At 59.4% G+C, this 19,308-nt stretch carries 27 protein-coding genes, 1 tRNA gene and 1 other RNA gene; 17 read left to right on the top strand and 12 right to left on the bottom strand.

Features of this window, described 5'->3' with window-relative positions:
* Nucleotide 1: 1 nt before the first annotated feature.
* A complete protein-coding gene (locus tag V7650_RS11880; RefSeq protein ID WP_335656452.1) occupies nt 2–607 on the bottom strand; it encodes a superoxide dismutase in 606 nt (201 codons plus the stop codon).
* Nucleotides 608–788: 181 nt separating this feature from the next.
* Here V7650_RS11880 and V7650_RS11875 point away from each other — a divergent pair, with 181 nt between their 5' ends.
* A complete protein-coding gene (locus tag V7650_RS11875) occupies nt 789–1,352 on the top strand; it encodes a urate hydroxylase PuuD (RefSeq protein WP_335656451.1) in 564 nt (187 codons plus the stop codon).
* 49 nt (nt 1,353–1,401) lie between these two features.
* Here the strand turns inward: V7650_RS11875 and pspF are convergent, their stop codons facing one another.
* Entirely contained in the window at nt 1,402–2,445 is a 1,044-nt protein-coding gene (pspF, locus tag V7650_RS11870; RefSeq protein ID WP_335656502.1) for a phage shock protein operon transcriptional activator, read from the bottom strand.
* A 161-nt stretch (nt 2,446–2,606) separates the two neighbouring features.
* Here pspF and V7650_RS11865 point away from each other — a divergent pair, with 161 nt between their 5' ends.
* From V7650_RS11865 to V7650_RS11815, 11 genes are all read left to right on the top strand, one after another.
* On the top strand, nt 2,607–2,783 hold the full coding sequence (locus V7650_RS11865; protein WP_335656450.1) for a hypothetical protein: 177 nt from the start codon (nt 2,607–2,609) through the stop codon (nt 2,781–2,783).
* Between the two features lie 149 nt (nt 2,784–2,932).
* Nucleotides 2,933–3,607 carry a phage shock protein PspA gene (gene pspA, locus V7650_RS11860; protein ID WP_335656449.1) on the top strand — a complete coding sequence of 225 codons (675 nt, stop codon included), beginning with the start codon at nt 2,933–2,935 and terminating at the stop codon, nt 3,605–3,607.
* Nucleotides 3,607–3,915 (top strand): envelope stress response membrane protein PspB, encoded by a 309-nt coding sequence (gene pspB / locus V7650_RS11855; protein WP_335656448.1) that lies wholly within the window; start codon nt 3,607–3,609, stop codon nt 3,913–3,915. Before pspA ends, pspB begins: the two co-directional genes overlap by 1 nt.
* Nucleotides 3,912–4,295, top strand: a complete 384-nt coding sequence (pspC, locus tag V7650_RS11850; RefSeq protein WP_335656447.1) for an envelope stress response membrane protein PspC — start codon at nt 3,912–3,914, stop codon at nt 4,293–4,295. Before pspB ends, pspC begins: the two co-directional genes overlap by 4 nt.
* Nucleotides 4,296–4,318: 23 nt before the next feature.
* Nucleotides 4,319–4,627 (top strand): hypothetical protein, encoded by a 309-nt coding sequence (locus tag V7650_RS11845; RefSeq protein WP_335656446.1) that lies wholly within the window; start codon nt 4,319–4,321, stop codon nt 4,625–4,627.
* On the top strand, nt 4,627–4,950 hold the full coding sequence (locus V7650_RS11840; protein ID WP_335656445.1) for a hypothetical protein: 324 nt from the start codon (nt 4,627–4,629) through the stop codon (nt 4,948–4,950). Before V7650_RS11845 ends, V7650_RS11840 begins: the two co-directional genes overlap by 1 nt.
* Before the next feature lie 11 nt (nt 4,951–4,961).
* On the top strand, nt 4,962–5,225 hold the full coding sequence (locus tag V7650_RS11835) for a hypothetical protein (protein WP_335656444.1): 264 nt from the start codon (nt 4,962–4,964) through the stop codon (nt 5,223–5,225).
* Nucleotides 5,225–5,497, top strand: coding sequence for a hypothetical protein (locus tag V7650_RS11830; protein ID WP_335656443.1), 273 nt, complete (start codon nt 5,225–5,227; stop codon nt 5,495–5,497). The genes V7650_RS11835 and V7650_RS11830 overlap by 1 nt, the downstream gene beginning before the upstream one ends.
* 34 nt (nt 5,498–5,531) lie before the next feature.
* Nucleotides 5,532–5,792 carry a hypothetical protein gene (locus V7650_RS11825; RefSeq protein WP_335656442.1) on the top strand — a complete coding sequence of 87 codons (261 nt, stop codon included), beginning with the start codon at nt 5,532–5,534 and terminating at the stop codon, nt 5,790–5,792.
* 30 nt (nt 5,793–5,822) lie between these two features.
* Nucleotides 5,823–6,053 (top strand): hypothetical protein, encoded by a 231-nt coding sequence (locus tag V7650_RS11820; RefSeq protein ID WP_335656501.1) that lies wholly within the window; start codon nt 5,823–5,825, stop codon nt 6,051–6,053.
* A 270-nt stretch (nt 6,054–6,323) separates the two neighbouring features.
* Nucleotides 6,324–6,728 carry a SufE family protein gene (locus V7650_RS11815; RefSeq protein ID WP_335656441.1) on the top strand — a complete coding sequence of 135 codons (405 nt, stop codon included), beginning with the start codon at nt 6,324–6,326 and terminating at the stop codon, nt 6,726–6,728.
* Between the two features lie 156 nt (nt 6,729–6,884).
* Here the strand turns inward: V7650_RS11815 and V7650_RS11810 are convergent, their stop codons facing one another.
* From V7650_RS11810 to V7650_RS11785, 6 genes are all read right to left on the bottom strand, one after another.
* On the bottom strand, nt 6,885–7,421 hold the full coding sequence (locus V7650_RS11810) for a J domain-containing protein (protein WP_335656440.1): 537 nt from the start codon (nt 7,419–7,421) through the stop codon (nt 6,885–6,887).
* 50 nt (nt 7,422–7,471) lie between these two features.
* Nucleotides 7,472–9,124 (bottom strand): caspase family protein, encoded by a 1,653-nt coding sequence (locus tag V7650_RS11805; RefSeq protein WP_335656439.1) that lies wholly within the window; start codon nt 9,122–9,124, stop codon nt 7,472–7,474.
* A gap of 47 nt (nt 9,125–9,171) precedes the next feature.
* An RNA gene (gene rnpB, locus V7650_RS11800) (RNase P RNA component class A) lies at nt 9,172–9,542 on the bottom strand.
* A gap of 6 nt (nt 9,543–9,548) precedes the next feature.
* The gene (locus V7650_RS11795) at nt 9,549–10,241 is read right to left on the bottom strand and encodes an N-acetylmuramoyl-L-alanine amidase (RefSeq protein ID WP_335656438.1); all 693 of its coding nucleotides are present in this window, start codon (nt 10,239–10,241) and stop codon (nt 9,549–9,551) included.
* A gap of 20 nt (nt 10,242–10,261) precedes the next feature.
* On the bottom strand, nt 10,262–10,903 hold the full coding sequence (locus tag V7650_RS11790) for a histidine phosphotransferase family protein (protein ID WP_335656437.1): 642 nt from the start codon (nt 10,901–10,903) through the stop codon (nt 10,262–10,264).
* 24 nt (nt 10,904–10,927) lie between these two features.
* The gene (locus V7650_RS11785) at nt 10,928–11,359 is read right to left on the bottom strand and encodes a M67 family metallopeptidase (protein WP_335656436.1); all 432 of its coding nucleotides are present in this window, start codon (nt 11,357–11,359) and stop codon (nt 10,928–10,930) included.
* 16 nt (nt 11,360–11,375) lie between these two features.
* Here V7650_RS11785 and V7650_RS11780 point away from each other — a divergent pair, with 16 nt between their 5' ends.
* From V7650_RS11780 to V7650_RS11765, 4 genes are all read left to right on the top strand, one after another.
* On the top strand, nt 11,376–12,329 hold the full coding sequence (locus V7650_RS11780; RefSeq protein WP_335656500.1) for an RluA family pseudouridine synthase: 954 nt from the start codon (nt 11,376–11,378) through the stop codon (nt 12,327–12,329).
* Nucleotides 12,330–12,405: 76 nt separating this feature from the next.
* Nucleotides 12,406–13,317 carry an RNA polymerase sigma factor RpoH gene (gene rpoH, locus V7650_RS11775; RefSeq protein WP_335656435.1) on the top strand — a complete coding sequence of 304 codons (912 nt, stop codon included), beginning with the start codon at nt 12,406–12,408 and terminating at the stop codon, nt 13,315–13,317.
* Between the two features lie 96 nt (nt 13,318–13,413).
* Nucleotides 13,414–14,079 (top strand): monofunctional biosynthetic peptidoglycan transglycosylase, encoded by a 666-nt coding sequence (gene mtgA / locus V7650_RS11770; protein WP_335656434.1) that lies wholly within the window; start codon nt 13,414–13,416, stop codon nt 14,077–14,079.
* Between the two features lie 99 nt (nt 14,080–14,178).
* The gene (locus V7650_RS11765; RefSeq protein WP_335656433.1) at nt 14,179–14,448 is read left to right on the top strand and encodes a hypothetical protein; all 270 of its coding nucleotides are present in this window, start codon (nt 14,179–14,181) and stop codon (nt 14,446–14,448) included.
* A 155-nt stretch (nt 14,449–14,603) separates the two neighbouring features.
* On the opposite strand, the gene clpX is transcribed toward V7650_RS11765, so the two are convergent.
* Nucleotides 14,604–15,875 (bottom strand): ATP-dependent Clp protease ATP-binding subunit ClpX, encoded by a 1,272-nt coding sequence (clpX, locus tag V7650_RS11760; RefSeq protein WP_335656432.1) that lies wholly within the window; start codon nt 15,873–15,875, stop codon nt 14,604–14,606.
* 138 nt (nt 15,876–16,013) lie between these two features.
* On the bottom strand, nt 16,014–16,637 hold the full coding sequence (locus V7650_RS11755; RefSeq protein ID WP_335656431.1) for an ATP-dependent Clp protease proteolytic subunit: 624 nt from the start codon (nt 16,635–16,637) through the stop codon (nt 16,014–16,016).
* A 234-nt stretch (nt 16,638–16,871) separates the two neighbouring features.
* Between V7650_RS11755 and V7650_RS11750 the strand changes: the two genes are divergently transcribed.
* Entirely contained in the window at nt 16,872–17,492 is a 621-nt protein-coding gene (locus tag V7650_RS11750) for an ATP-dependent Clp protease proteolytic subunit (protein WP_335656430.1), read from the top strand.
* A gap of 45 nt (nt 17,493–17,537) precedes the next feature.
* On the opposite strand, the gene tig is transcribed toward V7650_RS11750, so the two are convergent.
* Nucleotides 17,538–19,115, bottom strand: coding sequence for a trigger factor (gene tig, locus V7650_RS11745; protein ID WP_335656429.1), 1,578 nt, complete (start codon nt 19,113–19,115; stop codon nt 17,538–17,540).
* Between the two features lie 56 nt (nt 19,116–19,171).
* Nucleotides 19,172–19,256: transfer RNA gene (locus tag V7650_RS11740), tRNA-Leu, on the bottom strand.
* Nucleotides 19,257–19,308 lie beyond the last annotated feature (52 nt).

Below are 19,308 nucleotides of genomic sequence, written 5' to 3'. Positions count from 1 at the left end.
TTCAGCCCTGGTCGGCGCGGCTGACACCGTCGCCGTCAAGGTTCAGCGCGACAAAGTCCCAGTCGATCGCATTGTCGAGCAGCGCGGAAACATAGTCCGGGCGCGCGTTCTGATAATCCAGATAATAGGCATGTTCCCAGACATCGAGGGTGAACAAGGGCTTCACATTGTCGGCCACGGGCGTGTCCGCATCATGATAGGAGGTGATCTTCAGCTTGTCGCCGTCCAGCACCAGCCAGGCCCAGCCACTCGCAAAATGGCCCACGGCCTCGTCCTTGAACTTCGACTTGAATTCGTCGATCGAACCGAAGCTGCTTTCCAGACGGTCCTTGAGTTCGCCGGAAATTTCCTTTTTCTCGGGAGACAGGCAGAGCCAGTAGAAGCTGTGATTCCAGACCTGTGCTGCATTGTTGAACAGGCCGCCATCGGCTGCCTCGATGATTTCCGAAAGCTTCTTGCCCTCGTGCTCGGTGCCCTTGATCGCGTCATTGGTCTTGGTCACATAGGCGTTGTGATGCTTGCCATGGTGATAGTTGAAGGTTTCCTCGGAGATCAGGTCGCCGAAAGCGGTTTTTTCATAGGGGAGCGGGGGAAGTTCGAAAGCCATGTGAAATTTTCTCCATTGATTTGAGATATGTAGCGTCAACGCACCAGAGCGCAAAAAGATGCAAAAAGCATCGCCGCACGGGCAGGATAGCAGAGCCGCATCCATTTTTCCGTGACATCTTGCGGCTGCAGGCATAACGATATGGTTTTGTTATACAATAATTCTCTGGGGGGGAAATAAAATGGCGAAATTTTTCGGAAATCTGAATGCCGTGATGCTGGTCAGCCTGGTGCTGGCCATCGCGTTGATGCTCGGGCTGCACCCGGGCGAGGTGACCGCCAATTCGGTGATGCGCTGGGCGCATCTGTTCTTCGGGGTGCTGTGGATCGGCCTGCTCTATTATCTGAACTTCGTTCAGGTGCCGCTGATGCCGACCATTCCGGACGAGCTGAAACCGGCGGTGGGCAAGCATATTGCACCCAAGGTATTGTTCTATTTCCGCTGGGCGGCGCTGTTCACGGTGATCACCGGACTGCTGGTCGCCTATCTATCCGGCTATGTCCACCAGGCGATGGTGCTGCAGGGCCCATACCGGATGATCGGTGTCGGCATGTGGATCGCGATCGTCATGGCGGCGAACGTCTGGTTCATCATCTGGCCGAACCAGAAAAAGGTCCTCGGCATTGTTGAAGCCACCGCGGACCAGAAGGCCGCGGCGGGCAAGACGGCGATGATGGCATCGCGCACCAATGTGCTGCTGTCGCTGCCGATGTTCTACACCATGGTCAGCTTCAACGGCGGATAAGATTGGAAGCATTGGACGCTTGAAGGGGGGCCTCGCGGGGCCCCCTTTTTCATGATCCCAGCAGGTCGTGCCGCTTCAGCGAATGGCGCAGCTGGTCATAGGTCAGGTTCAGCGCCTTGGCGGTTTGCCGCTGGTTGTAGCGCGACCGGGCGAGCGCGGCTTCCAGTATTTTTTTCTCGAAGGCCTCGACCGCCGACTTCATGTCATCGCAGTCGAACATCGCATCGTTCGCCGCCGGCTCGGCAGCGCGGGGTGCAGCCTGGTCGGCGGATCGTTCGTCCGGCTCCGCTTCCACCCTGCCCGGCTTCTCGCGCGGCTTCCAGGGCGACTCAAACGGGTCGAACACGACATGGTCGACGGACCGGCTGTGATCATTCCACTGGTAGACGGCGCGTTCGATCACGTTCCGCAGCTCCCGGACATTGCCCGGCCAGTCGTGGCGAGCGAGCGCCTCGGATGCCAGACGTCCGAAACCGGGCCATGACGGCCACTCCAGCTCGGCGGCCATCCGGCGACCGAAATAGTCGGCCAACACCGGGATATCGCCTTCCCGCACGCGAAGTGGCGGCAGGGTGACGACTTCAAACGACAAACGATCGAGCAGGTCGGCACGAAACCTGTTCTCAGCCGCCATTTTCGGGAGATCGGCATTGGTCGCGGCGACGATCCTTACATCCACCCGCTGCGGCCGCGAGGAGCCGATCCGTGTGATCTCGCCATATTCCACGGCCCTGAGAAGCCGTTCCTGGGCGCCGACGGACAGCGTACCCAGTTCATCGAGAAACAGCGTCCCGCCGTCCGCTTCCTCGAAGCGCCCGACCCGCGCCTTGGTGGCACCGGTAAAGGCGCCGGCTTCGTGCCCGAACAGCTCCGCCTCGATCAGCGTTTCCGGCATCGCCGCACAATTGAGGGTGATGAAGGGTCCGTCCCACCGCAGGCTCAGCCGGTGCAGGCGCTCCGCGATCAGTTCCTTGCCGGTGCCGCGCTCGCCGACGACCAGCACCGGCCGGTCCAGCGGCGCCGCCCGGCTGGCCTTTTCCACCGCGTCGAGAAAGGCCCCCGATTCGCCGACAAATTGCGTTTCCCGTTCCATGGCCAAGATATAGTGTCAATTCCCATTAAATGGCAATTAATACCATATTCATCGGCCCGAAAAACTTTAAATATCGTTTTATGTCAATGTGTTACGAGAGTTGGCACGGGTTCTGCAATATTGACTTCATACACGATTTAGACGCACTTCTGGAGGAAACCATGCCCGCACTGAATAAAATGAGCCGCACCGACATATCCGCCATCATCTCGGTCATGCTGTTCAGCGTTACCATCCTGATCAGCGCTGTCGGTCCCGCCCATGCGGAAGGCCCGATGGCCAGCAACCAGAACGATTCCCCCGCTGTCAGCTTCGTTAACGCAGGTTATCGGGCATGACAGACAAAATGGCCGGGACCCCTTCTTTTCCCCTTGCCGAAGTCAGGTCCCGGCCACCTTTTGAAATTCAACAGGTTGATGTAGAAGGAAACTGGAGCGACGGCTCGAACAAGTTCCGACACAACCGCAGACGCAACCGGAGTATGTACATGGCAGGTATTTTTTCAAGAACGCGCGACATCATCGCCGCCAACGTTACCGACATGCTGGACAAGGCCGAAGACCCGTCCAAGATGATCCGGATGATCATCCTCGAGATGGAGGAAACCCTGGTCGAAGTCCGCGCCTCTGCCGCCCGCACGATTGCGGACCAGAAGGAAATGCGCCGGCATATCGACAAGCTCGATCATCTGACCGAGGACTGGGGCGAAAAGGCCCAGCTCGCGCTGTCAAAGGATCGCGAAGATCTTGCCAAGGCGGCGCTGGTCGAAAAGCGCAAGGCCGCCGACATGGCGGACCAGCTGAAGGCGGAAATCCAGGTGCTCGACGATGCGCTTCGCTCGTCGGAGGGTGATATCGCCAAGTTGCAGAAAAAGCTGCAGGAAGCCCGCTCGCGCCAGAGCAGTCTGGTGAACCGGCTGGAAAGCGCCGAGAACCGGGTCAAGCTGCGCGAGATGTACAATGGCGACAAGGTCCAGGATGCGTTCTCGCGGTTCGAATATCTCGAACGCCAGGTCGATTTTGCCGAGGGCCGTGCCGATGCACTGAGCATGGGCAGCGAACCGCAGAGCCTGGAACACCAGATCGCGGCGCTGGAATCCAGCGACAAGGTCGACGAGGAACTGGAAGCCATGAAGGCGGCCATGAAAAAAGGTGACGCATAATGCAGGAAGAACTCATCATCATCCCCATCGTCATGGGCACCCTGTTCATCGGGCTGCCGTGGCTGATCTTCCACTATGTCACGAAATGGAAGACCGCTGCCACGATCACCAATGAAGACGAGAATCTGCTCGAGGAATTGCACCATATGGCGCGCCGCCTGGATGACCGGATGGAAACCATCGAACGGATCATGGCTGCCGACAATCCCGACTGGCGGCAATCCGCGCTGCCGCGGCAATCGACCGATCCTGTCCCCACGCTCGACAATTTCGACGAGCTGCTGAAGAAAGAAAGGCATCCATCATGAGCTCCTCACGCACCAAATTCTATCTCGACAAGAAGCGGGCCAAATGGAGCGGCGTGTGCGCCGGGATCGCCGACTATACCGGGATCAATGTTGCCTGGGTCAGACTCGCAGCGATCATCGCGACCGTCACTTTCGCCTTCCCCTGGACACTGATCGCCTACTGGATCGCAGCCAAGATTTCCGAACCGAAACCGATGGGCATGTATCTGAGCGATCCGGAAGACACGAAATTCTGGCAGGGCGTCAGACAGTCGCCGCGCCGCACCACCCGCGACATCAAGTCGCGGTTCCGGGAAATCGACCGCAAGCTGGCCGACATGGAACTATATTACACGAGCAAGAACACCGCGCTGTCGAACGAGATCGAGAATCTGCGCTAAGCGCCTGAACAGGGAGAATAGACATGGACTGGGGAAGCCCGCAATTTGTCCTGGCAATCATCGCCATCAGTTACGGAGCGTGGATCGTCAACAACTGGATCCGAGCCAAGCATGGCTACGAGCTCGAAGACGAATGGGGCGGAAAGTCGGGAAAATCCGGCAAGAACAGCCCGGACGAGCAGCGCAAGATCGAACTGCTGTCGAACGAGAATGCCCAGCTGGTCGGAAAGATCGACCGGTTGCAGGAGCGGCTCCAGGTGCTGGAGCGGATCGCCACCGACCCGGCCAAGCGCACCGCCGATGAAATCGAAGCGCTGAGGGAGCAGAACTGATGGACGCGATCCTAGCCAACCCTGGCATCCTTTGGCCACTCGGATTCGCCTGCGCTGCCATCACCGTCGGATGGGTCGCAACGACCTGGATGCGGATCAAGCATGGCTATCCCCTGGAAAACCAGTGGGGCAAGGCAGTCTACCCGAAAAATGACCGTGAAGCCGTGGAGCGGGTCAAATTGCTGACCAATGAAAATGCCGAGCTGCGCGCCGAGCTGGGCTCGGTGAAAGACCGGCTCGCCAATGTCGAACGGATCGTCACCGATGACAGCCACCGGTTGACCCAGGAAATCGAGCAGCTGCGCGACAAGCGAGCCAACTGAGGGAGACGACCGTGCCCATTGAATATATTGCCCTGATGATCCCCTTCGCCGGAATCGGCATTGCCTTCTTCGCGATCTGGACCAGCCATCAGCAGAAGATGATGGACAAGCAGGCCGCGATATCCGCGGAAAAGGCCGCACAATATGCGGTCGGCAACAGCGAGCTGGAACAGCGGGTACGGGTGCTGGAGCGGATCGTCACCGACAAGGGCTTTGATGTTTCGAGACAGATTGAAGAGCTGCGGAACGAGCCAAATATAAAGGAACTGAACTGATGGATATGAGCTGGCTTGCCCTGGTAATTCCCCTTGCCCCCTTCGCGATTGGCGGCCTCTGGATCTGGACCCGCCACCAATCGCGGATGATCGACAAGCAAAGAGAATTGATGCTGCTTGGCGACCGGGGCCCGGAAGGCAGCGATAGCCGCCAGATGCGCGAAGAGATGAAATATCTGAAAGAGCGGGTCGCGATACTGGAACAGATCACCACGGATGGTCACAGCACGCGCCAACTCGAGAGCGAAATCGAACAATTGCGGAACCGCTGACCGGGTTCAGCACAGACTGCAGGGAGTATTTGAGATGAATCCTTTTGAAATGGTTGTTGCGATCATCATCGTGGTGACAATCGGAAAAGTTCTGAGCACCCGATACCGCGCGCAACACGGAATTCTCGAAGACAAGCATGGCAATGAGATCGGTGCACAGCATCCCGAGGCAAGCCGTCTTCAGGAAGAGGTCAAATATCTCAAGGAGCGCGTGGCGGTGCTCGAGAAAATCGCCACCGACGATCGCGGATCCCGCGAGTTGCAAAACGAGATCGAGAAATTGCGCGACCGCTAGCCCGGTCCGGAACATAGAAGGACAAGCATGATGCAAGAACCTGCCTTTTATCTGATCACTGCGGCCTTTTCCCTTATTGGCCTGACGGTTGTGGCGCTGGTTGGCCTGCGCGGATGGCGCGACTGGCTGGCGCTGAAGGCGCGCGAACTGGACCAGCGGCGCGAGGACAACCCGCCGACCGCGACATCGCGGATCGAGGTCGCCGACCTCAAGGAGCGGATCCGCAAGCTGGAAGCGATCGCGGCGGGAGTGGAGCTTTAGCGGGCTGGCACAGGCGCCGTTCGTGCTGAGCTTGTCGAAGCCCCGGGCTGAACGCGCGCCGCCTGCCCTTCGACAGGCTCAGGGCGAACGGGTTGAAAGAGCGCGTGCCTCCTGCCGTTGACCTGCGGTCGCCTTCGGCTCGACAAGCTCAGGGCGAACGGATAACAGGACGCGTCCCGCCTGCGGTCTCCCTCGGCTCAAAGGTTCAGGGCGAACGGGTGGCTTAAAAATGGGTGACGTTGCCGATCTCCCCTGCTAACCGCCCTGCCCATGAGCAAAATTGACGATCTGATCGAAGAATATGAATTTCTGGAAGCCGACGACCGCTACCGGCTGCTGATTGATCTGGGCAAGGAACTGGATCCGATGCCGGACGCGCTGAAGACCGATGCGACGCTGGTCCGGGGCTGTTCGGCCTCGGTCTGGGTCTATCCGACCCAGCTGGACGACGGGCGGCTGCATTTCCTGGCCGACAGCAATGCCGCGATCACCAAGGGCATTATCGCGCTGGTGCTGGAAACGGTGCAGGACCAGGCGGCGGAGCAGATCAGGAAAACCGATATTGCCGCCGTACTGGAACCGTTTGATCTGAAAAACCAGCTGAGTTCAAACCGGACACAGGGTATCCCGAACATGATTGCGCTGATCCAGCACACAGCGGAACGCCTGCAGTAATCGCAGTGCCCCTGCGCAAGCAGGGGCCCATCTCCTGATATCCGGGCGCGAAGCATTGTGGAGATTGGAAGCAGACCGTCGGTCGGCGCGCTTTTCGAAATAAGGTGATCGTCGCTATGGCGGGAAATGGGTTCCTGCCTGCGCAGGAACACAGGGTCAGACCGGCTTCCAGACCCGCCGTTCTTCGGCGATGCGCAGGACATCGAAGGCCGCCTGCGCGGTCTGGAATTTCTTCGCGGCCTCGGCGTCGCCGGGATTGACGTCGGGGTGATATTCCTTGGCCATGGAGCGCCAGGCCTTTTTCACCGCTTCGAACTCGACATCGGGCGTCAGGTCGAAGACATCCAGCGCCGTCATCTCGTCGCGCGAGCGGCTGCCGTCGCCGGAGCCCATCCAGCTGTAGTGCGCCGCTTCCTGATAGGCATTGGCATCGCGCTGCTCGTCGGCTTCGCGCTTTTTGCGCTCTTCCTTGTCGAGGCCCTCGAAATAGTCCCAGCCGCGGTTATATTCGGCGGCGTGGGTCTGGCAGAAATACCAGCGCTCGGGGCTGTTCGGGGATTTCGGTGCGGGGCAGTTGCCCGCTTCGTCGCAGCCGTGGCGGTCGCATATCTTGACCTGCTGCGTTTCGCGCGAACTTTCATAGCTTCCCCAGCGGGGAAAGCCCCAGTTGTCGGATCGTTTGGCTTTGGGCATGCGAGGGACTCTATCAAAAAGCGGAACGAACTACCAGCCTCTTCGGATTGCTAGTTGCGGGACAATATGCTGGCGGTCTCACGGACAAGGTCGGGACGCAGGTCCAGCTCGGGCTGGCTGCTGGCGAGCGTGGCCCAGTAGCGCGCCTCGCTCGGCGATTTCGGAATGCCCTGCCCGCGATCATGCAGCTGCGCCCATATTGCCCGGGCACCGGCATAGCCGCCCCTCGCCGCGAGCGAGCAATCCTTGGCCACCTTGTCCGCCTGACCGAGCTGATATTGCAGCTCGCAGATCCAGTTATTGCCCTCGACATTGCCGCCATCCGCCAGCTCCCGCAGCTTCCGCATCGATTGCTCGATCTGGTCGCCGTAGATGCCGAGTGCGTAGGTGGCATAGGGATGGCTGCGGTCCGATGCAGCCGCAAAAAGCTCCAGCGCCCGCCGCTTGTCGGTGAGACCGAATTTCCCCTCCCACAGCGCGAATCCCAGATGGGACTGCGCCTTGGCATATCCCTGTGCGGCGGCGAGCAGATAGAGTTCCAGCGTGCGGCTGGCCGCACCGGGCTCGTTTTCCTGGAGATACCAGGCCAGTTCGGTCTGGCCCGCCGGATGCCCCTGTGCCGCCGACTTTTCCAGCCATTGCCGGGCCTGCCTGGGGTCCTTGCGAACCCCGACACCGAGATGATACATATAGCCGAGGAAGGATTGGGCGAGCGGGTCCCCTGCCGACGCCAGCCGGTTCAGGCCAGCGACGCCGAGATCGCCAAGAACTTCGCCGACCAATATGGTTTCATCCTCGATCGCGAGCCGGTCCATGGGAATATCGATCGGCGGAAGTGCTGCCGGGTTCGAACCGGCAGGTGACGGGTCGGACCCGGAGGGCGCATCCACTGGCGGGTTGAGATAGAAATCCTCGAACCAGCTGCCGTAGTGGAAAGGCTGCTGCGGCCCCAGATTCAGTTCCCGGGTGTTGCTGTACACGTCGCGCGAGACGACCTTGAAATAATCGGACAGCTCGAGGCCGGGAATGGCGAGCTTTTCCGCGATTGCCTGGGCAAAGGGGCTGGTCTTGGAATCCTCCGGGGCGGCGTCGAGCGCGGGCTTGCCCTTGGCGGTGGAATAGAAGACCGCGCCTTGCGTCATTTCCAGCAATCCCATCGGAGAAACCCCACCTTCCGGATCGTCGCTGCTGAAGTCCTTCAGCCGCACGATCGGGTCGGGTGTGCGGCAGGCATCCATGAAGAACAGGTTGAACTTCTTCGCCCTGGAAGCTGCTTCGAGCATTTTCTCCAGCGGCAGGAACACCGAGTCGAGCTCGTCCCTGGACGCAAAAGCCGGTGCATTGACCGGCACCATGAAATTGCGGCCGTTATATTCGAAGCCGTGCCCGGCATAATAGACAACCGCGCTGTCCGCCTTGGCGGCCTTGGCGGCGAACAGCGCCATGGCGCTGTTCAGTTCGGCGATGTCGGCATCGCGCACGTCGAGAATTTCGAAGCCCGCGTTTGCGAAGGCCTGGCAGACATGGTCGATGTCATTGACCGCGTTGGCCAGGGCCGGCCAATCGAGATTGTCATAGGCGCCGATGCCGATCAGCAGCGCCACGCCGCGGTCTCCCTGCGGCGCCACGCAGCTTGCCCTGGCGGGATGATCAACGCCGAACAGGCAGAGGAGCGCGAGGCAGCCTAGCAGAAATTTTTTCATGCCGCCGTTTTACCACCGATAGCGGGTGGTTCACGGGCCAAATCCAGAATGCCAGAGGGTCTGTAAGCCGGGTTCTGTCCACCCGCCTGCGCATGAAGCTTCGGCGGGATAGCCAGCCATTCATCTGGGCCATGCATTGCTGCGTGGCTCTAGCAACCAACCCGGGCTGCAGGCCGAAAAAGCCATGTGCCGCCCCTATTTGGTTTTGCTCCAGGTGGGGTTTACCGTGCCAGGCCTGTTGCCAGCCCCGCGGTGCGCTCTTACCGCACCCTTTCAATGTCACGTGGCCGAAGCCGTCGCGACCTGCTTTCTGTTGCACTTTCCCTAGGGTTGCCCCCGCCGGCCATTAACCGGCACCTTTTAATCGTGGAGCCCGGACTTTCCTCGACATAAATGCCGCGGCTGGCCGACCCTCTGGTCCGCCCTATTTAGTGATTCCACGCTCCCTGTCCAACATTAAAGACAGCAACAGCGAGCGGCACTCGCCATCGATCACGCCATCGATCACTTTCGGGCGGAAGCGCCGCTGAAAGGCGACGACGGCAGCGGTCTGGTCGGAGATGTCATAGCCGAAGCGTTCCAGCGCCAGCATGAAGCCGCCGTCGGTCCACGGCGGGTCGCCGAGCTTCAGCGGCGGCTTCTTCAGCGCGATGCCGTGCCGCGCGAGCCGTTCCCAGTCGAACAGCTCGCCCGGGTCCTGCTTGCGGGCCGGTGCCAGGTCGCTGTGTCCGATGACATTGGAGGGCGGGATATTGTGCCGCTGGACGATATCGTGGGCGAGCCGGGTGACCGCGTCCATCTGCTCCTCCGGAAAGGGCACATAGCCCCATTCATGGCCGGGATTGACGATCTCGATGCCGATGCTGGCGCTGTTGACGTCGGTGATCCCGCGCCAGTAGCCGCGACCGGCGTGCCAGGCGCGCTTGTCCTCCTCGACCATCTGGACGACCTGCCCGTCCTCGGTGACGACATAATGGGCGGAGACCTTGGCCTCGGGATTGGCCAGCCAGTTGATCGCCGAGGCCGCATCCTTCATTCCGGTATAATGCATCACCAGAATGCTGACCGGAAGGCTGCGTTCGTCAAAATTGGGGGACGGGGTCCAGATCGCATCCATGAAAGTCACCCTTTTCGAATTCAGGCAGTGGCAATAGCACCCAAAAGCAATTCTGTCCCCGATGCTGGCGAAATCCTGAGATCTCCGCCGTCGCGCAGCGCCAGTTCGCGGGTCATCCAGGCCGCCGCCGTGCGGGCACTGAGGTCCGACTGGGCGATGGTGCCGTCGAGCGCGGCGCGAATGCCGTCATCCAGAGCGATTTTGGCGCCTTCCGCGCGGATGACGACTTCGATCCCGAGCTCGCCCTGCTCCGCACCGACGTCCAGCCTGCCGCCCCGGACCAGCGCTTCCTTTGCAATCAAGGCTAGGTTGAGCAGAATCTTGATGGCCTTTTTTGGCAAGGCCTCTGCCTGCACCGCCCAGCCCAGGGTGATCTTGCCCGAATCGCCGATCAGCGCCTCGATCAGCTGGCGGGCTTCTGCCGGATCGACATTGTCGCCAAAGCCGCCAGCGGCACCAAAGGCGAGGCGGAAATATTTCAGCTTGTCCGCAGACACCCGGGCGCTGTCGGCCAGCAGGTCCATGCAGCGGTCGCGCATGACCGGGTCGGTTTCGCCTTCGAGCAGTTCGAGTCCGTTATTGAGCGCGCCCACCGGGCTGAGCAGATCGTGGCATATTTTCGAGCACAGCAGGGATGCCAGGTCAACTTCACTATTCGCCATAAATCGCGCCTCAAACATTGGTTCCTATTGCGCGGCTGTTTGGCCGTTTGCGCCAAAGCAATCAAGCGGGATCGCGTCAAAACGGCCATAAATTTCGCCATCGGGAACCGCCTGCCAGGCGGCGGCGTCCTGTCCGTTGATGATCAGCCAGAGCCGGCCATCGGGTGCCGCGCTTTCGGCATCGGTGATCGAGGGGCGCACCGTTCCGGATGGATGCGAGTGATAATAGCCGAGCACGGCATCGCCGCCATTGCGCTCCCCTCGCTCCGCATCGATCAGCGCCCGGGGGTCAATCTCGAAATGCCGGCCTGGGTCAGCGGCAACATTCCGGGTCGGGCGGCGGGCGCTGACCCGGCCGTCGCGACCGAAGAGAATGCCGCATATTTCCTGCTGTGCGGCGACCCGCGCCAGCTGCTGCAGGTCCGCCAACATCGCGCTTGATATAACAAGTTGCATGGCCCACACCTACGCGATGAACGCAGGGCAATCCACCATATCCGGCATATTACCGGGATCCGAAAAGAAACAGCGCCTCGATGCCGCCTTGACGGAGGCGGTCGACGGGCTGTCGCGCGAGCGGGTCAAATCCCTGATATCCGGGGGGAATCTGTTAATCGAGGGAATGGTCTTCACCGACGCATCGGCCAAGAAAATGGCCGGCAAGGCGTTTACGCTGACCGTCCCGGAACCGGTCACCGGACCCGCGGTGGCGCAGGATATTCCGCTCGACGTCGTGTTCGAAGACACCCACCTGATCGTAATCAACAAGCCGGCCGGGCTGGTGGTCCACCCGGCGGCCGGCCACCCGGACGGCACGCTGGTCAACGCACTGCTGCATCATTGCCGCGGCGAATTGTCGGGTATTGGCGGGGTGACCCGCCCGGGCATCGTGCACCGGATCGATAAGGACACGTCCGGACTGATGGTGGCAGCCAAGACCGATGCCGCGCACCAGGGCTTGAGCGCGCTGTTTGCCAAGCATGATATCGAGCGGCGCTACATGGCGATCGTCAACGGCAGGCCCAATCCGGCTTCGGCGACGATCGAGGGCAGCATCGGACGGAGCAATGTCGACCGCAAGAAGATGGCGGTCGTCGGCGACGACCGGGGCAAGGCGGCGATGACCCATTATACGGTCAAGGAAATGCTCGACGGTGCCGCGCTGGTAGAATGTACGCTGGAAACCGGGCGCACCCACCAGGTGCGCGTCCACATGACCCATATCGGCCACAGCCTGATCGGCGACCCGCTCTATGGCACTCGTCGAAAATCATTGCTTTCCCGGCGAAAAGATATTCGATTTGGACGCCAGGCGCTGCATGCTGCTAGTCTTGGATTTGTTCACCCCATAACCGACGAAAAATTGACGTTTTCTATCGATTTTCCCGACGATATGCAGGAACTATTCATGCAGTTGCGGATATAAGTAACACACCTTATATTCGCTTTTGACCAAAGGGTGCTTGATGAGGCCCGGCGGCACAACATTAGAAGGAACGAAAATGGCTAATGGTAGCAATGTTCCGGCAAAAATCCCTGCCCTAGGGGGGGACGCGAGCCTGAACCGGTATCTCTCGGAAGTTCGTAAATTTCCGCTTCTGACTCCCGAACAAGAATATATGCTGGCGAAACGCTATTCCGAACACAAGGATCAGGAAGCGGCGGCCCAGCTGGTCACGTCACACCTGCGTCTCGTCGCCAAAATCGCGATGGGCTTCCGCGGCTATGGCCTCCCCGTTTCCGACCTGATTTCCGAAGGCAATGTCGGACTGATGCAGGGCGTGAAGAAATTTGAACCCGATCGCGGTTTCCGCCTGGCCACTTATGCAATGTGGTGGATTCGCGCATCGATCCAGGAATATGTCCTGCGCAGCTGGAGCCTCGTCAAGATGGGGACGACCGCCGCGCAGAAGAAACTGTTCTTCAACCTGCGCCGGATGAAGAACAATCTCGACGCCTTCGAGGATGGCGATCTGTCGCCCGAAGACGTGCAGAAAATTTCCACCGACCTCGGCGTGGCCGAGCACGAAGTCGTCAACATGAACCGCCGGATGTCGATGGGCGGCGATGCTTCGCTGAACGTCTCGCTCTCCTCGGAAGACGGCGACAGCGGCCAGTGGCAGGATATTTTGGAAGACGACGGTCCGCTGCATGACGAAGCCATTGCCAGCGCCCAGGAAGCCGATGTCCGCCACGAGATGCTGGCGGAGGCGATGGGCTCGCTGAACGAACGCGAGCAGCATATTCTCGCGGAGCGGCGACTGTCGGAAGATCCCAAGACGCTCGAGGACCTGAGCAAGGTCTATGACGTCAGCCGCGAGCGCATTCGCCAGATCGAGGTCCGGGCGTTCGAGAAGCTGCAAAAGGCGATGCTGCGGATCGCCGGCGAAAAGCACCTGCTTGCAGCCGGCTAGGCCTATATGATCCCGGCGACCGCCGGGCTGACACATCGATCAAAACGCCCCGAAACAGGATTTGTCTTCGGGGCGTTTTGCATTTAGGCTGCTGCAATGCGGGCAATCAGGTTCCTCTTCAAACTGCTGGTCTATTTCGTTCTGGTCACGGTCGCGTGGGTCGGACTCTACGCACTGGTGCCGCCGCCGGTGACCGCGACGATGCTGCTGGACGAGAACGGCATCACCAAGGAATGGACCAGCTTCAGCGACATTTCCCCCAATATGGTGCGCGCGGTGATCGCCGCCGAGGACGGGAAATTCTGCAGCCACAACGGTTTCGATACCGAAGCGATCCAGAAGGCGATGGAGCGCAACGCGCAGGGCGGCCGGATCCGCGGCGGATCGACGATTTCCCAGCAAGTCGCGAAAAATGCCTTTCTGTGGCAGGATGGCGGCTTTTTCCGCAAGGGGCTGGAAGCCTATTTCACCTTCCTGATCGAGACGATCTGGAGCAAGAAGCGGATCATGGAGGTCTATCTCAATATCGCCGAGACCGGCATCGGCACCTATGGCGTACAGGCGGGGGCGCAGCGCTATTATAACAAGGATGCCAGGGACCTCGCCGGCATCGAGGCGGCGCGCATTGCTGCTGCCCTGCCCCTGCCCAAAAAACGCGCGGTCAATGGCGCCAGCGGATTCACGAGGCGCTATGGCAACACGATTGCGGCGCGGATCAACGTGGTGCGCAACGAGAAGCTGGACGGGTGTATTTACAAATGAAATGTTTGTACTCTGAAACCGGTGCAAATGGTTTCGCTGCGTTCGACGCAAACTGTCGCCAATACCGCTTAGTGTCAAAATAAGGACATCGCCGAAGCAATGGCAATCGAAGGAGCAATACTTCTAGCAACGGCTTTTGGCTTCATCGTGGCTATTTTGATATCGAATGCCAAACTTGGCTGTGCATCTTTGCTCATAGTTCCAGTGGCCATGATCTTCCAAATCTCCCGATGGCAGGACCAGAACCCGGAAGCCATTCGGTCTACTAGCGGATTGGATTTTCTGTTCGTACCATTCTGGCCGATAATCGCCGCGTTATGTGGTTTCGCGGTTGGCCTGATTTTGCGGAAACAAAATGATGAAAGTTAAGCAGAACACTCGTGACGGCAGGAGCCTCTCTCGTGAAAGTCCTTTAGGACGGCAATATCAGAAAGCATACGGACAAGCCAAAAGAACCAATTTGGCCTTATCTCGGTGAATTGATATGAGGAGATGGGCCCCGGCCTTCGCCGGGGCACAAGCAGCTAGGCTGCGTCTTCCTTTTTCGGCTTGCTGCTCTTGGCGATCACCTTGACCGGATCCTTGGTGCCGGCGACGACATCCTTGTCGATCACGATTTCATCGACGCCTTCGAGATCGGGCAGGTCGAACATGGTATCGAGCAGGATATTCTCGACGATGGAACGAAGGCCGCGGGCGCCGGTTTTCCGCTCGATCGCCTTTTTGGCGACCGCGACCAGCGCGTCATCGGTGAAGGTCAGGCCCACGTCTTCCAGTTCGAACAGCTTGCGATATTGCTTGATCAGGGCGTTTTTCGGTTCCTGGAGAATCGTCACCAGCGCGTCGATGTCGAGATCCTCGAGCGTCGCGATGACCGGCAGACGGCCGACAAATTCCGGGATCAGACCGAATTTCAGCAGATCCTCTGGCTCGCCCTGGGCCAGCAGTTCGCCGACCCGGCGTTCTTCGGGCGCTGCGACATGGGCACCGAAGCCGATCGACTTGCCTTCGAGGCGGTCGCCGATGATCTTTTCCAGGCCAGCAAAGGCACCGCCGCAGATGAAGAGAATGTTGGTGGTGTCGACCTGCAGGAATTCCTGCTGCGGATGCTTGCGGCCGCCTTGCGGAGGAACACTCGCGGTGGTGCCTTCCATCAGCTTCAGCAGGGCCTGCTGTACGCCCTCGCCCGACACGTCGCGGGTGATCGAGGGATTTTCGGCCTTGCGGCTGATCTTGTCGATTTCGTCGATATAGACGATGCCGCGCTGCGCCTTCTCGACATTATAGTCGGAAGACTGGAGCAGCTTCAGGATGATATTCTCGACGTCCTCGCCGACATAGCCGGCTTCGGTCAACGTGGTCGCGTCGGCCATGGTGAACGGCACGTCGAAGGTCTTGGCCAGCGTCTGGGCGAGCAGCGTCTTGCCGCAACCGGTCGGGCCGACCAGCAGGATGTTGGATTTGGCGAGCTCGATATCGCCGGACTTGGCGGCGTGGTTGAGGCGCTTGTAGTGATTGTGGACGGCCACCGACAGAACGCGTTTCGCCCGTTTCTGGCCGATGACATAGTCGTTCAGGACATCGCAGATTTCCTGCGGCGTCGGCACTTCGCCATCCTTGCGGCCGGTCGCGGCGCCCTTGGTTTCCTCGCGGATGATGTCGTTGCACAGCTCGACGCATTCATCGCAGATGAAAACGGTGGGCCCGGCAATCAGCTTGCGGACTTCATGTTGGGATTTTCCGCAGAAGGAGCAGTACAGGGTGCTCTTCGAATCAGATCCCGTCAATTTCGTCATAAAAAGTCCTTTAAACCGGCCAGAATTGTAATCTAACCGTCAAATTCCAAAATGCCACCGCTTTTTTCCCGGCCGTGGCACCTGATAATCAAGCCTATCAAATATAGCTTAAATTTCATTTAGGGCAGCGCTAACCGCTTATTTAGGGTCTTCCACCGGCACCGGGCGCTTGTTGTAGACTTCATCCACAATGCCGAAGGCCTTGGCCTCGTCGGCGACCAGGAAGGTGTCGCGATCCATCGCCTTTTCGATCTCTTCGACCGATTTGCCGGTATATTTGGCGTAGAGCTCGTTCATGCTGGCCCGGATCCGCAGGATTTCCTTGGCCTGGATCTCGATATCGGACGCCATGCCCTGCGCACCGCCCGATGGCTGGTGCACCATGATGCGGGCATTGGTCGTCGCCATGCGCATGCCAGGTTCACCGGCGGCGAGCAGGAAGCTGCCCATCGACGCCGCCTGCCCGACGCAAACCGTACCGACGCGGGGACGGATATATTGCATCGTGTCGTGGATCGCCATGCCGGCGGTCACCACGCCACCCGGCGAGTTGATATAGAGATAGATGTCCTTCTTCGGATTTTCCGATTCCAGAAACAGCAGCTGTGCCGTGATGATCGATGCCATGCCGTCTTCGATCGGGCCGGTGACGAACACGATGCGCTCGCGGAGCAAACGGGAAAAAATGTCGAAACTGCGTTCGCCGCGGTTGGATTGTTCGATGACAACCGGGACTAGAGCGTCAGTGATAGGATCATGCATCTTGTAAATCGTCCTGTTTTTAGCGTCTTTTTGGCTTCGGCACTACATCGGGATTATCTCGGAATTGTTCAAGGGCTTTAACACTCTTGCACGATAATGATTGCCGTCCGGAAAAAATACCCGTCCCATGCGACGATCATTGCGCAGCATCCCTGCTGTCCCTACATGTTCTGCAAGGCAACGCCGATTGTTTCGTAATCGGCGCTCCTCAAAATTCCATTAGCGGAGTCAAGAATGATCAACACCAACAGCCCCATCACTCCCATCCATAATGACGAGGACGACGAAGGGAACAAGTCCGGAGGCCTGCCCGGCGCCATGATGACGAAATTCCTGGAAGCCCGCACGATCATGATCTTCGGCGGGATTGACCAGAAGCTGGCCGAGCGTGTTTCCACGCAGCTGCTCTATCTCGACCACGTCAACAACGACCCGATCCGCATCTTTCTGAATTCACCCGGCGGTCACGTCGAATCGGGCGACACGATCCATGATCTGGTCCGCTATATCAGTTCCCCGGTCGCGATGATCGGCACCGGCTGGGTCGCCAGCGCCGGCACGCATATCTTCCTGGGCGTGCCCAAGGAACAGAGATTCTGCCTGCCCAACACAAGATTCCTGATCCATCAGCCATCCGGCGGTGCCGGCGGCAAGGCATCGGATATCGCGATCCAGGCGCAGGAAATCGTCAAGATGCGCGAACGGCTGGCACGGATTATCGCGGAAGAAACCGGTCAGGACGTCGAACGGGTCCGCAAGGATATCGATCGCGATTACTGGATGAGCACGGAAGAAGCCAAGGAATATGGCATTCTCGGCACCGTGATCAACAAGGCCAGCGAAGTCAAAATCTGAAGATTGCAGCCGGGCGGCCGAAAGCCGCCCGGCTGAATATCCCGACTATTTCTTGGCCGGCGCCTTCTTGGCAGCCGGCTTTTTAGCAGCCGTCTTGGCAGCAGGCTTCTTGGCCGGAGCCTTTTCAGCAGCAGCCTTTGCCGGTGCCTTCTTGGCAGCAGCCTTCTTCGCCGGCGCCTTTTCTTCCTTGTCTTCAGCCGGAGCCTTTTTGGCGGCCGGCTTTTTCGCGGCGGCTTTCTTTGCCGGCGCCTTTTTCTTGGCCGCAGGCTTGGTATCCGCGTCATCTTCCGCTTCGATCGCGGCTTCCAGTTCGTCACGGGTGACCGTGCGATCGGTTATTTCCGCCTTGTCGAACAGGAAGTCGACAACCTTGTCTTCGTACATCGGCGCGCGAAGCTGGGCAGCGGCCATCTGGTCCTGCTGGATATACTGGAAGAAGCGTTCACGGTCTTCCGGACGATATTGCTGGGCAGCCTGCTGCATCAGCATCGACATTTCCTGCTGGCTGACTTCTACGCCATTGGCCTGGCCGATTTCGGAAAGGAGCAGGCCGAGGCGAACGCGGCGGACCGCGATGTCGCGATACTCGTCCTTCTCGTCTTCCATTTCCTTGCGGGCGGCTTCGGCATCTTCTTCCTGCGCGGCTTCCTGCTCGAGCTGCTGCCAGATCTGGCTGAACTCGGCTTCGACCATCGATGGCGGGACTTCAAAATCATGGCTGGCGGCGAGCTGGTCAAGCAGCTTGCGCTTCATGTGGGTGCGGGTCAGGCCGTTGAGTTCCTGCTCGATCTGCCCCTTGAGCAGTTCGGTAAGCTGGTCAATGCCTTCCAGGCCAAGCGACTTGGCCATTTCGTCATCGGCCTTGGCTGCCTTTGGCTTCTGCACTTCGCCGATCACGACATCGAACGTGGCATCCTTGCCCTTGAGGTCCTCGACATTATAGTCGTCCGGGAAGGTGACCTTGACGAGCACTTCGTCATTGGCCTTCTTGCCGATCAACTGGTCCTCGAAGCCCGGGATCAGGCGGCCGGAACCGAGCTCGATCGCCATGCCCTCGCCCTTGCCGCCTTCGAACGGCACGCCGTCGACCTTGCCCTCGAAATCGATCAGGCACTGGTCGCCGGTCTGGGCCTTGTAGGACTTGGGCGCGGTTTCAAACTGCTTCTGGCTCTCGGCAAATTTCTGCAAGGCTTCATCGACAGTCTTCTTGTCCGCCTCGACCTGCAGCCGTTCCAGCTTCAGTCCGTCGACATCCGGTGTCGGGACTTCCGGCAGGATTTCCAGCTCCATCTTCAGCTCGACGTCCTTGCCCGACTTGGGGTCAATTTCCTTGCCGTCCTTCGGTTCGACCGAAGGCTGCATGGCTGGCCGGAGCTTGTTGTCCTCGATCGCCTTCTGCACGCTTTCCTGGATGCTGGCATTGACCGCATCCTGAAGGATCGCCTCGCCATGGATCTTGCGGACCAGATTTGCCGGGACCTTGCCCTTGCGGAAACCGGGCATGTTCACCTGAGGGGCAATTTTCTTGACCTCGGCGTCCACGCGGGATTCGATATCCTTGGCGGTAATCTTGATTTCATAGGCCCGTTTCAGACCTTCGTTCAGCGTTTCAACAATCTGCATGACTATCCTTTGGTGCCTTCATATTCGGTGTTTTTCGACAGATATTACGACCAACTTGGTGCGGGCGAAGGGACTCGAACCCCCACACCCGAAGATACCAGAACCTAAATCTGGCGCGTCTACCAATTCCGCCACGCCCGCCCAGCTCAGTCGTCAAAAATTCCATCGAACCACGATTGACCCGCGCGCCTAG

The organism is Parasphingorhabdus sp. (genome assembly GCF_036964565.1).
Classification (GTDB): Bacteria; Pseudomonadota; Alphaproteobacteria; order Sphingomonadales; family Sphingomonadaceae; genus Parasphingorhabdus.
Note: the sequence above shows the minus strand (reverse complement) of the source record. Positions and strands in the feature narration are given on the sequence as shown.

Excerpts from the sequence above, each read along its gene's own strand:
- V7650_RS11810 (WP_335656440.1), bottom strand. The coding sequence starts at position 7,421 with ATGCCCAAAGCCAAACGATCCGACAACTGGGGCTTTCCCCGCTGGGGA.
- pspB (WP_335656448.1), top strand. The coding sequence starts at position 3,607 with ATGCAGGAAGAACTCATCATCATCCCCATCGTCATGGGCACCCTGTTC.
- V7650_RS11865 (WP_335656450.1), top strand. The coding sequence starts at position 2,607 with ATGCCCGCACTGAATAAAATGAGCCGCACCGACATATCCGCCATCATC.
- V7650_RS11780 (WP_335656500.1), top strand. The coding sequence starts at position 11,376 with ATGAACGCAGGGCAATCCACCATATCCGGCATATTACCGGGATCCGAA.
- V7650_RS11840 (WP_335656445.1), top strand. The coding sequence starts at position 4,627 with ATGGACGCGATCCTAGCCAACCCTGGCATCCTTTGGCCACTCGGATTC.
- V7650_RS11880 (WP_335656452.1), bottom strand. The coding sequence starts at position 607 with ATGGCTTTCGAACTTCCCCCGCTCCCCTATGAAAAAACCGCTTTCGGC.
- V7650_RS11765 (WP_335656433.1), top strand. The coding sequence starts at position 14,179 with ATGGCAATCGAAGGAGCAATACTTCTAGCAACGGCTTTTGGCTTCATC.
- mtgA (WP_335656434.1), top strand. The coding sequence starts at position 13,414 with ATGCGGGCAATCAGGTTCCTCTTCAAACTGCTGGTCTATTTCGTTCTG.
- V7650_RS11845 (WP_335656446.1), top strand. The coding sequence starts at position 4,319 with ATGGACTGGGGAAGCCCGCAATTTGTCCTGGCAATCATCGCCATCAGT.
- V7650_RS11750 (WP_335656430.1), top strand. The coding sequence starts at position 16,872 with ATGATCAACACCAACAGCCCCATCACTCCCATCCATAATGACGAGGAC.
- V7650_RS11755 (WP_335656431.1), bottom strand. The coding sequence starts at position 16,637 with ATGCATGATCCTATCACTGACGCTCTAGTCCCGGTTGTCATCGAACAA.
- V7650_RS11825 (WP_335656442.1), top strand. The coding sequence starts at position 5,532 with ATGAATCCTTTTGAAATGGTTGTTGCGATCATCATCGTGGTGACAATC.
- pspF (WP_335656502.1), bottom strand. The coding sequence starts at position 2,445 with ATGGAACGGGAAACGCAATTTGTCGGCGAATCGGGGGCCTTTCTCGAC.
- V7650_RS11815 (WP_335656441.1), top strand. The coding sequence starts at position 6,324 with ATGAGCAAAATTGACGATCTGATCGAAGAATATGAATTTCTGGAAGCC.
- tig (WP_335656429.1), bottom strand. The coding sequence starts at position 19,115 with ATGCAGATTGTTGAAACGCTGAACGAAGGTCTGAAACGGGCCTATGAA.
- V7650_RS11875 (WP_335656451.1), top strand. The coding sequence starts at position 789 with ATGGCGAAATTTTTCGGAAATCTGAATGCCGTGATGCTGGTCAGCCTG.
- clpX (WP_335656432.1), bottom strand. The coding sequence starts at position 15,875 with ATGACGAAATTGACGGGATCTGATTCGAAGAGCACCCTGTACTGCTCC.
- V7650_RS11790 (WP_335656437.1), bottom strand. The coding sequence starts at position 10,903 with ATGGCGAATAGTGAAGTTGACCTGGCATCCCTGCTGTGCTCGAAAATA.
- V7650_RS11795 (WP_335656438.1), bottom strand. The coding sequence starts at position 10,241 with ATGGATGCGATCTGGACCCCGTCCCCCAATTTTGACGAACGCAGCCTT.
- rpoH (WP_335656435.1), top strand. The coding sequence starts at position 12,406 with ATGGCTAATGGTAGCAATGTTCCGGCAAAAATCCCTGCCCTAGGGGGG.
- V7650_RS11805 (WP_335656439.1), bottom strand. The coding sequence starts at position 9,124 with ATGAAAAAATTTCTGCTAGGCTGCCTCGCGCTCCTCTGCCTGTTCGGC.
- pspC (WP_335656447.1), top strand. The coding sequence starts at position 3,912 with ATGAGCTCCTCACGCACCAAATTCTATCTCGACAAGAAGCGGGCCAAA.
- V7650_RS11830 (WP_335656443.1), top strand. The coding sequence starts at position 5,225 with ATGGATATGAGCTGGCTTGCCCTGGTAATTCCCCTTGCCCCCTTCGCG.
- pspA (WP_335656449.1), top strand. The coding sequence starts at position 2,933 with ATGGCAGGTATTTTTTCAAGAACGCGCGACATCATCGCCGCCAACGTT.
- V7650_RS11785 (WP_335656436.1), bottom strand. The coding sequence starts at position 11,359 with ATGCAACTTGTTATATCAAGCGCGATGTTGGCGGACCTGCAGCAGCTG.
- V7650_RS11820 (WP_335656501.1), top strand. The coding sequence starts at position 5,823 with ATGCAAGAACCTGCCTTTTATCTGATCACTGCGGCCTTTTCCCTTATT.